Genomic DNA, 11,424 nt, shown 5'->3' on the forward strand with positions numbered 1-11,424 from the left:
TCATCAACAACGGCTCAGTTGAAGCCACTGATGGAAATGAAGTCGACATCGGTCTTCGGTTCGCCACGCATCAGCAGTTCGATCACCTGTTCCAGCGTGCGCCCTTCGAACAGAATCGCATGCAGCCCCGCGACCAGCGGCATATAGACCCCGGCCTCCTGGGACTTGGCCTTGAGCACTTTGAGGGTGTTCACCCCTTCCGCCACTTCGCCCAGGCGCGACATGGCCTCGTCCAGGCTCAGGCCCTGGCCGAGGGCAAAGCCTACCTGGTAGTTGCGGCTCTTGGGCGAGGAACAGGTGACGATGAGGTCACCCACCCCGGCCAATCCGAGAAAGGTCATCGGATTGGCGCCCTGACTGACGGCAAAGCGCGTCATTTCCGCCAGGGCCCGGGTGATCAGCATGCTCTTGGTGTTCTCCCCCATGCCCAGCGCCACCGCCATGCCGGAGATGATCGCATAGACATTCTTCAGCGCCCCGCCCAGCTCCACGCCGAAACGGTCGGCACTGGCATAGACCCGGAAGGTACGACCATGGAGTGCGGCCTGGACCCGCCGGCACAACTCTTCGTCTTCACTGGCCACCACGGTGGCGGTCAAGGCATGCTCAGCGATTTCCCGCGCCAGGTTCGGCCCGGAAATCACCCCGATCCGCGCTTTTGGCGCGATCTCTTCAAGAATTTCGCTCATCAGTTTGAAGGTCTGGGCTTCGATGCCCTTGGTCAGGCTGATCAGGAACTTGCCGCTCAGGCACTCGGCATGGGGCGCCAGCACCGAACGCAAGGCGCTGGAGGGCAAGGCGACAAAAAACAGGTCGCTGCCCTGGAGAGTGGCCTGCAGGTCGGTCACCGGCTCCACTTCCGGACGAATTTTGATGCCCTTGAGGTAACGCGGGTTCTCACGGTTGACCCGGATGGCCTCGGCCTGCTCCGGGTCACGCATCCATTGGTGCACCGAGTGACCATTCTCGGCCAGCAGGTTGGCCACGGCGGTACCGAAACTCCCGCCTCCCAGGACCGCAATCGGGCGCTGTTCAGTCATATGCAATCCGTTCATCCATACCAAGTGGCGATGCCGGGCATTATACGGAGCAGCCAGATCGCGACCACCCCTAGTGTCCTGTCTCACAGATACTGTTCATTTCTGCGAAAGCACACAGCATCAATTACCCGCAGCTGTAGGAAGCTGACTATCAATTTCTAGGAAAATGCTGTCAACGCAACTGGAAAAGTCTCTCAGCTCAGTTAACATGCCTGCCATCGTTCTGTGATCAAAGGCTCTGCCGTGACCGTTGGCCCCTCCCGCTCAGGTTCGTCACTGCTATTGGTGCTGCTCATCAGCCCGCCAGTGTGGGCCGACGACTTGTTTGTCGACAGCCAACCCCTGCCCCAGGTCCTGACCGCCACGCGCCTGAAACAATCACCGGCCGCAGTGCCGGGCAGCATGACCGTGCTGGACAGCGAGCTGATCAAGGCCAGCGGCGCCCGGGACATCAGCGAGCTGCTGCGCCTGGTACCCGGCATGATGGTCGGCAACCTCAGCGGCAACCAGCCCACGGTGAACTACCATGGCACCAACGCCAGCGAAGCACGCCGAATGCAGGTGCTGATCGACGGCCGCTCGGTGTACCGCGCCGGCCTTGCCACCGTCGACTGGAGCGACATTCCGGTGGCCATGGAGGACATTGAGCGAATCGAAGTCTTCCGCGGCCCCAACACCGTCAGCTATGGCGCCAACGCGCTGATGGCGGTGGTCAACATCATCACCCGGGCGCCGGCCAACAGCCACGGCACGCGGCTGAAAATCACCCGAGGCCAGCGCGGTATCAGCGACTGGTATGCCAGCCAGGGCACCGGCTGGGACGGCGGCGATCTGCGCCTTTCGCTGTCCGGCCAGGAAGACGATGGTTTTGACAGCGACCGCAACGGTGCCGACTACCGCGACAGTCGCCGCTTGAACCGCATCAACCTGTCGGTCAGCCAGACGCTGAACGAACAGCAGAGCATCGACTGGCAGTTGAACGCCAAGGACGGGACCAACCAGCGGCCTTATACCTATCACCCGGTCTTTGCCGGGATTACCGCCGCAGGGGATAACTCCGACGTCATCGCCAAGGACTATGCCGGCTCGCTGCGCTGGAACCTGGACCTCAACCCCGACCACAGCCTGTATGTGCAGAGCTCGATCCAGCACTGGGATCGCCAGCAGACCTGGCGCGCCTGCGATGCGGAGGTGTCCTTCAGCCCGCAACTGACCGACCTGTGGCGGCTCAACCCCAACTACGCCGAGAAACTGGCGCGCAACATGCCCGGCTTCACCAGCACCGGAGCCCCACCCGGTACGGCGCAAGAACAGGCGTTGGCCAACCAGGTGCTCGACCAATGGCGCAACGGCGCCTCGCGAACCGTGTGCGGCGATATCGACCAGAGTGCCCGGGAATCGCGCTACGACCTGGAAATCCAGGACACCCTGAGCCTGTCCGACAGACTGCGACTGGTGACCGGGGCGAACTATCGCTATGACCGGGCCGATTCCGAGACCTACTTCAACGGCACCCTGGATGACACCACCTGGCGGCTGTTTGGCCAGTTCGAGTGGCGGGCCACCGAGCACTGGCTGTTGCAGGGCGGCGCGATGTTCGAGGACACCCGCCTGACGGGCAGTTCGCTGACGCCGCGGGTGGCGGTCAACTACCTGATCACACCAAGACATGGCTTGCGGGCGGTGTACTCCGAAGCGGTACGCTCACCGGACATGTTCGAGAACAACGTCAACTGGAGCTACCAGGTCACGAACCTGCAGCCCACCGCCTTTGGCCAGAGCAGCGCTCGCTACTTTGTCCAGACCCGCGGGCCGGGGAACCTCGAGCAGGAACACATGCGCTCCCGAGAACTGGGTTACAACGGTTATTTCATGGACCTGGGTCTGACGGTTGACGTCAGGCTGTTCCATGACGAAATCACCGGCATGATCAGCGAACCGCTGCGCAACAATCAGTACATCGCCAGCAATGCCAATGAATCGCAGTTTTCCGGCGCCGAAACCCAACTCGACTGGCGCATGACCAACGCCGACCGCCTGCGCGTGACGTATGCCTACGTCGACGCCCTGGCCAGCGCCCCCCTCGATGAACAACTGACCGCCCGCAACAGTGGATCGGCCGGCTGGCTGCGGGATTGGGGAGAGGGCTGGAACAGCTCGGTGTTCTATTACGCCGCCGATGCCCTCAACGGCTACCGCTTCGAACGGGTCGATACCCGCCTCGCCCGACGCATCCCTCTGGGCAAAGCCAGCCTCGAGCTGGCTGGCGTCCTGCAGCAACGCCTCGACAATCAGCCCACGACATTCGTCGATAACCGCTACGACTCCCGACACGTCATGTACTTCAGTGCGGAGTTGTCCTTCTAGATGCCCCGCCGCCAACCGCGCACGAGGTCATTTTCTGGCCGCCTGTCGCTGGCACTGTGCCTGGTGCTGGCCGGCCTGCTGGCAACGCTCCAGGCCCGCGCCGCCGAAATCCTGTTGACCGGTGCCCAGGACAGCCCCGGCATACAGTCCTTTACCCAAGCCCTGAAAGCCTTGCGCCCCGAAGACGACGTGCGCTTCACCCCGCTGGCAAGCCTGCCGGCAGCGGACAAGTTGCCGACCAATATCCGACTGATCCTGCTGGACCTGCCCAGCCTCGACTGGCGCCTGCAAACGCCCCAGGGCCCGGCCACCCTGGTGCTGCGGATCAGTCGCCTGCAAGCCCGGGAGCGCCTGAAGGAGGCAATCCCGGCGCACCTGAGCCTGCTGTGGAGCGATCCGCCAGTAACGCGACAATTGCACCTTATTCGCGCGATCCTCCCGCAGGCGAGCAGGATCGGCGTGCTTTTCGACGGGCACAGCGAATTCCTGCTCAAAGAGCTCCGCCAGGCCGCCGCACCGCTGGGCCTGGAGATCGTCACCGAGCGCTGGGAAGACACCAGCGACAGCCGCCCCCTGCAAAGCCTGCTGAGCCAGAGCGATGTATTGCTGGGTCTCGACGACCCCGACCTCTACAACCCCAAGACCGTGAAGAACCTGTTGCTGAGCAGCTATGCCCGGCAACGCGCGCTGATCGGGCCGAGCGCGGCGTTCGTCAGGGCCGGCAGCCTGGCCAGCACCTACAGCGACCAGGAAGATTGGCTGGCGATTCTCGACGATCTGCTCGACCGTCCCGCCGCCACTTGGCCACGCGCGCTGTATCCGGCCCGCTTCAAAGTCCTGGACAACCGGCAAGTGGCCCGCTCCCTGGGGCTCGAACCGATTGACGCCGCTTCCGTCGCTACGCAGTTGGCCGAAGGAGAACACCGCCCATGACCTTGCGTCGCCGTTGGGATATCAGTACACGCACCCAGCTCATTGCCCTTGGTCCGGCGCTGCTGCTGACCGTGCTGTTAATCAGCTTCTTCACCTTCGTGCGAATCCAGGACCTGCGCCAGGAACTCAATCACACCGGGCAACTGATCGCCAACCAACTGGCTCCCGCCACCGAGTACGGAGTGATTTCCGGCAATAACGATGTGCTGGAGAGTCTGCTCACCGCCACGCTGGCCACGCCCCACGTGCGTTTCCTGGAGGTGCAGGACAGCACCCACCGGGTGTTGGTGCACGTCGAGCAGCCTCCTCAGAATCGTGTTCACTCCCAGCAGATCGAAATGTTCCAGGCGCCGGTTCGCTTGCAGCGCATCACCCTGAACAACGATTTCCTGCAAGGCAACAGCACGCCCATCGAGGCGCCCGACGAAGATTACCTGGGCCGGGTGATCGTCGGCATGTCCAGTGATGCCTTCAGCCAGCGGCAGCAGGAAATCCTGTTCAAGGCCGCGATCCTGGCGTTGTTCGCCCTGCTGTTCACCTTCCTGGTGGCGCGTCGCCTGGCCGCTGACCTGTCCCGGCCGATCCGCGACATCGGCAACGCCGTCAAGGCCATCCAGCAAGGCGATTACAGCAAACCGTTGCCCATCGTCGACGACGCCGAACTGGGGGCCCTGTCGCGGCATATCAACAACCTGGCCGACGGCCTTGAACAAGCCAGCCGGGAACAGCATCAGGCCATGGCGCAACTGATCAAGACCCGAGAAGAAGCGGAAAAGGCCAACAGCGCAAAATCGGAATTCCTGGCCATGATGAGCCACGAATTGCGCACGCCCATGAACGGCGTGCTGGGCATGCTGCAGCTGCTGGAAACCACTCGCATGACCGATGAGCAGCACGAGTACACGGCGCTGGCTTCGGAATCCACCGAACACCTGCTGAAGGTGATCAATGACATACTCGATTTCTCGCGCATCGAACGCTCGGCCCTGGAACTGGAACACATCCCGTTCAACCTGACCGAGCTGGTGGGCAGTTGCGCCCAGTCTTTCCAGCACAGCGCCGCCCAACGCAAACTGGGCCTGGACCTGCTGATTCCAGACGACATGAAGGCCTTGCAGGTGCAAGGCGATCCGACGCGGATCCGGCAGATCCTGGTGAACCTGATCGGCAACGCACTGAAGTTCACTGAGCAGGGGCGCGTCACCGTGCAATGCCAGTGGCAGGCCCTGGACCACGAACTGCTGTGGTTCACCTGCACGGTGCGCGACAGTGGCATCGGCATATCGCCCGAAAGCCTGGAGCGCATGTTCGATGCTTTCCAGCAGGCCGACAGTTCGATTTCCCGCCGCTACGGCGGCACCGGCCTGGGCCTGCCGATCGCGCGCACCCTGGCCGAACGCATGGGCGGTACCCTGCGAGCCCAGAGCGAGGAAGGCCAGGGCTCGGTGTTTACCCTGGAGATTCCGTTGGCCCTGTCCACGCAGAACCCGACGGAAATGGCGCCGCGGTTGTCCCAAGGCAGCGAGAGTGGCGAAGGCCGCAATGTGCTGCTGGTGGAGGACAACCCGGTGAACCAGACCGTGATCGAGGCCATGTTGCGCAGCCTGGGTTTTACCGTCAGCATCGCCGCCGACGGCGCCCAGGCCATCCGCAGCGCTGAGAGCCTGATGTTTGAATTGATCCTTATGGACTGCCGCTTGCCAGTGGTCGACGGCTACGAGGCCACGCGACGGATCCGCCAGTTGCCAGGTTGCAGCGAGGTACCGATCGTCGCCCTGACGGCCAATGCCTTGCAGGGCGATCGCGAAGCCTGCCTGGCGGCGGGTATGAACGATTACCTTGCAAAGCCGTTCAAAAGGGTTGATCTGCAGCATATTCTGCAGCGTTGGGTGCATTAGTAGCCTGTGTAGCTGGCGTGAAAGGCGAAAGTGCGGCAGTCTTAGGCACCCGAACGAGCCTCGATTGAGGCTTGAATAAAAAATTTCAGTGCACAGGTGTACATTCATTTTCCGTGTGCTGTGACTTTCACCACAACGCAATAGTCTATGAGTAGGCTGTCGATTCGAGGCATGACCGCTTCGATCGGCCGGGAAGATTTGCCCCACCCTGCCGCAGGGGACTATTGAGGAGCTCGCATGACCAAACAAAACGCCTTTACCCGGGAAGATCTGCTGCGCTGCAGTCGCGGTGAGCTGTTCGGCCCAGGTAACGCGCAACTGCCCGCCCCGAACATGCTGATGGTGGATCGCATCACCCATATCAGCGAAGAGGGCGGCAAGTACGGCAAAGGTGAATTGGTCGCCGAGCTGGATATCAATCCGGACCTGTGGTTCTTCGCCTGCCATTTCGAAGGTGATCCGGTCATGCCGGGCTGCCTGGGCCTGGATGCCATGTGGCAGCTGGTCGGCTTTTTCCTAGGCTGGCAGGGTCTGCCGGGCCGCGGTCGCGCCCTGGGTTCGGGCGAAGTGAAGTTCTTCGGTCAGGTCCTCCCGACCGCGAAGAAAATCACCTATAACATTCATATCAAACGCGTCCTCAAGGGCAAGCTGAACATGGCCATTGCCGATGGTTCGGTGACTGTCGACGGTCGCGAAATCTACACCGCCGAGGGCCTTCGGGTCGGCGTTTTCACCTCCACTGACAACTTCTAAGGGTTATCCGCATGCGCCGCGTCGTTATCACTGGTCTGGGCATCGTTTCTTGCCTGGGCAATGACAAAGAGACCGTCTCCGCTAACCTGCGTGCAAGCCGCCCTGGCATCCGGTTCAACCCGGAATACGCCGAAATGGGTCTGCGTAGCCAGGTTTCCGGCTCCATTGACCTCAACCTCGAAGAACTGATCGATCGCAAGATCTACCGTTTTGTCGGCCATGCGGCGGCTTACGCCTACCTGGCCATGAAGGATGCCATCGCTGACTCCGGCCTGACCGAAGAGCAGGTATCCAACCCGCGTACCGGCCTGATCGCCGGTTCCGGCGGCGCCTCGACCCTGAACCAGATGGAAGCGCTGGACATCCTGCGCGAAAAAGGCGTCAAGCGCGTTGGTCCGTATCGTGTCACCCGGACCATGAGCAGCACCGTTTCCGCCTGCCTGGCCACGCCTTTCAAGATCAAGGGCCTGAACTACTCCATCGCATCTGCCTGCGCCACCAGTGCCCACTGCATCGGTACCGCCATGGAACAGATCCAGATGGGCAAGCAGGACATCGTGTTCGCCGGCGGCGGTGAAGAAGAACACTGGAGCCAGTCGTTCCTGTTCGACGCCATGGGCGCCCTGTCCAGCAAGCGCAACGACACGCCGGAAAAAGCCTCTCGTGCCTACGATGCCGACCGTGACGGTTTCGTCATTGCCGGCGGCGGCGGCATGGTGGTGGTCGAGGAGCTGGAACATGCCCTGGCCCGTGGTGCAAAAATCTACGCGGAAATCGTCGGCTACGGCGCTACGTCCGACGGCTACGACATGGTGGCCCCAAGCGGCGAAGGTGCTATCCGCTGCATGCAGATGGCGATGTCCACCGTCGACACCCCGATCGACTACCTGAACACCCACGGCACTTCGACTCCGGTCGGCGACGTCGCGGAAATGAAAGGTGTGCGTGAAGTGTTCGGCGACAAGGCGCCAGCCATCAGCTCCACCAAGAGCCTGTCGGGTCACTCCCTGGGCGCCGCCGGCGTTCACGAAGCGATCTACTGCATGCTGATGATGGAAGGCAACTTCATCGCCGGCTCGGCCAACATCGACGAGCTGGACCCGGAAGTGGCCGATCTGCCGATCCTGACCAAGACCCGCGAAAATGCCACCATCAACACCGTGATGAGCAACAGCTTCGGCTTCGGCGGCACCAACGCCACCCTGGTACTGAAGCGCTGGCAGGGCAAGTAAGCCCCGCTGCTACGCCGCACACGAAAACGCCCCGACCGGTTCGGGGCGTTTTTTTGCCTGCTTCTACCCTGTGGGAGCACTGCTTGCTCGCGATTCAGACACCTCAGCGCTCAAGACCGCGTTGAACTCATCGCGGGCAAGCCTTGCTCCCGCACAACACCGCCATGAAATTATCCCGCACTCGACAGCTTCTACGACCGCACACAAAAACGCCCCGACTGGTACGGGGCGTTTTTTTGCCTGCTGCTAGCCTGTGGGAGCATAGCTTGCTCGCGATCCAGACACCTCAGGGCTCAAGACCGCGTTGACCTCATCGCGGGCAAGCCTTGCTCCCACACAACACCGCCAAGAAATTATCCCGTGCCACCTTTCTCGCCACTTCCTCGGGCAAGGCATCCAGAAACGGATCGAAGCCGTGCAGCTCCTTCCCCAGCTTACCGAAACGTCCGACCACATCCGACCCCACCATGAAGCGCTCCGGAAAGCGCTCCACCAGTTTCACCCACTCCGACTGAGGCTTGCCCGCTTCGTCGAGCAAGTAGGGCGTGAGCAGGCTCCAGGACAGGTCTATGTACAGATTGGGGTAGGACTCAAGCATCCGGGTCAGGGTCGGCAACAGGAAATCCAACCGGGTCTGATGTCGATGAATCTCCATGCTGGTGCCGGCATGGGCCCAAATGAAGCGGGTGTGTGGATGCTTGCGCAACGGCTCTTCGATTTCTGGCAGGTACAGCGGATTCTTCTCACGCTTGGAGGTGATGTTGGAATGCAGCATCACCGGCAGGTCGTGCTCGGCCGCCAGGTGATAGATCATCGTCATGGCTTCGTTGTTGGCGCGCGGGGTGTCACCCGAGGTCAGCGCCGTAAGGTCATCGTGACGGGTGAAGACTTCGCCGATGCCTTGCCACAATCCCGGGTACAGATCGAGCATGCGCTGGACATGGGCCGCGGAGTTCTTGTCATTGGGGTTGAAACCGGAGAGAAAAGGATGAAAGTGCTTGCGTTGCTCGGTGGTCAGCTTGCCCACCGCCGCCGCGACAATCGTATCGGTGGCGCTGTACCAATAGGCGTCCGCATCGTCACCGGCGTAATAACGTGGACGCTTGGGCTCGTCCTCATGCCATTTCTTGGCGACAGGGACACCTGAGATCATTACATGCTCGATGCGATTGTCAGCCATCGCCTGAAGCAGCTTGGGCATGCCGGCGGATTCCTGAAAGAAGTCGACGTAATGCAGGTGCGCATCGCTGTAGGCATATTCGCGAGCCATGGCGGCGCTGCTCGAAGCGATCAGCAACCAGGCGAAGATCAGGCGGGTCAACGGCTCATCTCCAAAGACCATGAGCAGCTTGGACCCCTCCCGTCCCGCTTGGGTTCAAGTCGCCTGTGCCGCCAACCCCGACGACGGGTTATGCTCGCCGCATCCGTCATTCAATCTGGAAGACATCATGACCATGCCCCTGACCGTTCGTCCCCGCGCAGAAGATGTCGAAGGCCAGCCGATTCTTCGCCCGCTGCCGTCTGCCAAGTGCCGCAACGTCGGACCTTTCGTGTTCTTCGACCACATGCTGCAAACCACCTACCCGGCCGGTAAGGGGATGAATGTCCGCCAGCATCCCCACATCGGGCTCTCCACCCTCACCTACCTGTTCGAAGGCAGACTCCAGCACAAGGACAGTCTGGGCTCAGACCAGGTGGTCGAGGCCGGGGATGTCAGCTGGATGACCGCCGGTAGCGCCATTGCCCACGTCGAGCGCACGCCGGCATCGCAAATGGCCAGCGATTTCGTCATGCACGGGTTGCAGGTCTGGCTGGCGTCGCCCCAATCCCATGAGCAAGGGCCTGGGCACTACAGCCATCATCCGGCACGCACCCTGCCGGTCAGTGACAACCTGGGCGTCGGTATCCGCATGATCGCGGGCTCGGGCTTTTGCCTGGAATCGCCGGTACCGGTGCTGTCTCCTACGCTCTATGCCGAACTCAACCTGCAAACCGCGACGACACTGCTGATTCCCACCGAGCATGAAGAACGGGCACTGTACGTATTGAGCGGCGAGGCGCTGCTCGAAGGAGAGCCAGTGGAGCCCCACTCCCTGGTGATATTGCCGGTCGGGGAAGAGATGACGCTGTTTGCCAGCAGCGACTGCCATGCCGTGCTGTTCGGCGGCGCACCGCTGGACGGACCGCGCCGGATGAACTGGAATTTCGTCTCCAGCGATCCGGCCCGGATCGACGAAGCCCGTCGACGCTGGGCGGCCGGAGACTGGCCGACCGTGCCGGGGGAAAGTGAGCGGATCGAGTTGCCCTGAGTTCCGTGGGATGAGCTCAGTGGTGTCTGACCGTCCGCTATCGCGAGCAGGCTCGCTCCCACATCGGATTGGTGCCCCCCTGTGGTCGCGAGCCTGCTCGCGATGACGGCAGGCCAGACAACAACAAAATCAGATCAAGCCCAACTCAGCCCGCGAACACTTCATCCAGCAAATTGTGCATCGCCCTGAACGCCCGCTTGGCCACCTTGGCGTTGTACATCATCTTGCCCGGCACATTGGCGTGGGGATCGGTGAAAGAGTGCACCGCGCCACCGTAGCTCAGCAGTTGCCAATCGACACCGGCGGCGTTCATTTCGTCCTCAAAGGCTGGCAGTTGTTCCTTCGGCACCAGCGGGTCTGAAGCACCGTGCATCGCCAGCACCACACCCTTGATGTTTTGCGCATCCGACGGGTTCGGCGTATCCAGGGTCCCATGGAACGAAATAGCGGCCTTCAGCGGCGCGCCCATGCGGGCCAGCTCCAGGGCACAGCAACCGCCGAAGCAGAAGCCGAACGTGGCGAGTTTCGTAGCGTCGACCTGCGCCTCACCCTGCCCTTGCAGCTGCTCGAATGCCGCCTGCATGCGCTTGCGCAACAGGGTCCGATCCTTCTTGAGCGGCATCATCGCAGCCCCCGCCTCCTCGGCATTGCTCGGGCGCACCGTCTGGCCGTACAGGTCGGCGATCAACACCACATACCCCTTGGCCGCCACCGACTTGGCGATGTCCTCGGCCCCCGCCCCAACCCCCATCCAGTTCGGCGCCATCAGCAAGCCCGGACGCGGGCCCTGCTGGGCGGCATCGAAGGCCAGGCGACTTTCGTAGGTCTGGCCGTCAATCTGATAGGCCACTGAACGAACCGTAATCTGACTCATGTCTGTCTCCTTTTGATG

9 protein-coding genes are annotated in these 11,424 nt (G+C 61.9%); 6 read left to right on the plus strand and 3 right to left on the minus strand.

Annotation, left to right across the window (positions count from 1 at the left end; all coding sequences use genetic code 11):
- Nucleotides 1–14: 14 nt before the first annotated feature.
- Nucleotides 15–1,040, minus strand: a complete 1,026-nt coding sequence (locus QZH45_RS22185) for an NAD(P)H-dependent glycerol-3-phosphate dehydrogenase (RefSeq protein ID WP_055135387.1) — start codon at nucleotides 1,038–1,040, stop codon at nucleotides 15–17.
- 243 nt (nucleotides 1,041–1,283) lie between these two features.
- Between QZH45_RS22185 and QZH45_RS22190 the strand changes: the two genes are divergently transcribed.
- The 5 genes from QZH45_RS22190 (at nucleotide 1,284) to fabB (ending at nucleotide 8,223) form a co-directional block, all read left to right on the plus strand.
- Nucleotides 1,284–3,407, plus strand: coding sequence for a TonB-dependent receptor plug domain-containing protein (locus QZH45_RS22190; RefSeq protein ID WP_024780600.1), 2,124 nt, complete (start codon nucleotides 1,284–1,286; stop codon nucleotides 3,405–3,407).
- Nucleotides 3,408–4,340 carry an ABC transporter substrate-binding protein gene (locus QZH45_RS22195; RefSeq protein WP_024780601.1) on the plus strand — a complete coding sequence of 311 codons (933 nt, stop codon included), beginning with the start codon at nucleotides 3,408–3,410 and terminating at the stop codon, nucleotides 4,338–4,340. It begins immediately after the preceding gene.
- A complete protein-coding gene (locus QZH45_RS22200) occupies nucleotides 4,337–6,238 on the plus strand; it encodes an ATP-binding protein (protein ID WP_024780602.1) in 1,902 nt (633 codons plus the stop codon). Before QZH45_RS22195 ends, QZH45_RS22200 begins: the two co-directional genes overlap by 4 nt.
- 237 nt (nucleotides 6,239–6,475) lie before the next feature.
- Nucleotides 6,476–6,991 (plus strand): 3-hydroxyacyl-[acyl-carrier-protein] dehydratase FabA, encoded by a 516-nt coding sequence (gene fabA, locus QZH45_RS22205; RefSeq protein WP_024780603.1) that lies wholly within the window; start codon nucleotides 6,476–6,478, stop codon nucleotides 6,989–6,991.
- An 11-nt stretch (nucleotides 6,992–7,002) separates the two neighbouring features.
- Nucleotides 7,003–8,223 carry a beta-ketoacyl-ACP synthase I gene (gene fabB, locus QZH45_RS22210; protein ID WP_024780604.1) on the plus strand — a complete coding sequence of 407 codons (1,221 nt, stop codon included), beginning with the start codon at nucleotides 7,003–7,005 and terminating at the stop codon, nucleotides 8,221–8,223.
- A 310-nt stretch (nucleotides 8,224–8,533) separates the two neighbouring features.
- Here fabB and QZH45_RS22215 read toward each other — a convergent pair whose 3' ends face one another.
- Nucleotides 8,534–9,565: an amidohydrolase family protein gene (locus tag QZH45_RS22215; RefSeq protein WP_024780605.1), complete on the minus strand. Its 1,032-nt coding sequence runs from the start codon at nucleotides 9,563–9,565 to the stop codon at nucleotides 8,534–8,536.
- Between the two features lie 106 nt (nucleotides 9,566–9,671).
- On the opposite strand from QZH45_RS22215, the gene QZH45_RS22220 reads away from it, so the two are divergent.
- Entirely contained in the window at nucleotides 9,672–10,532 is an 861-nt protein-coding gene (locus tag QZH45_RS22220; RefSeq protein WP_024780606.1) for a pirin family protein, read from the plus strand.
- Nucleotides 10,533–10,677: 145 nt separating this feature from the next.
- Here the strand turns inward: QZH45_RS22220 and QZH45_RS22225 are convergent, their stop codons facing one another.
- Nucleotides 10,678–11,406, minus strand: coding sequence for a dienelactone hydrolase family protein (locus tag QZH45_RS22225; protein WP_024780607.1), 729 nt, complete (start codon nucleotides 11,404–11,406; stop codon nucleotides 10,678–10,680).
- Nucleotides 11,407–11,424: the final 18 nt, after the last annotated feature.

Source organism: Pseudomonas corrugata, from assembly GCF_050920615.1.
Taxonomy (GTDB): Bacteria; Pseudomonadota; Gammaproteobacteria; order Pseudomonadales; family Pseudomonadaceae; genus Aquipseudomonas; species Aquipseudomonas corrugata.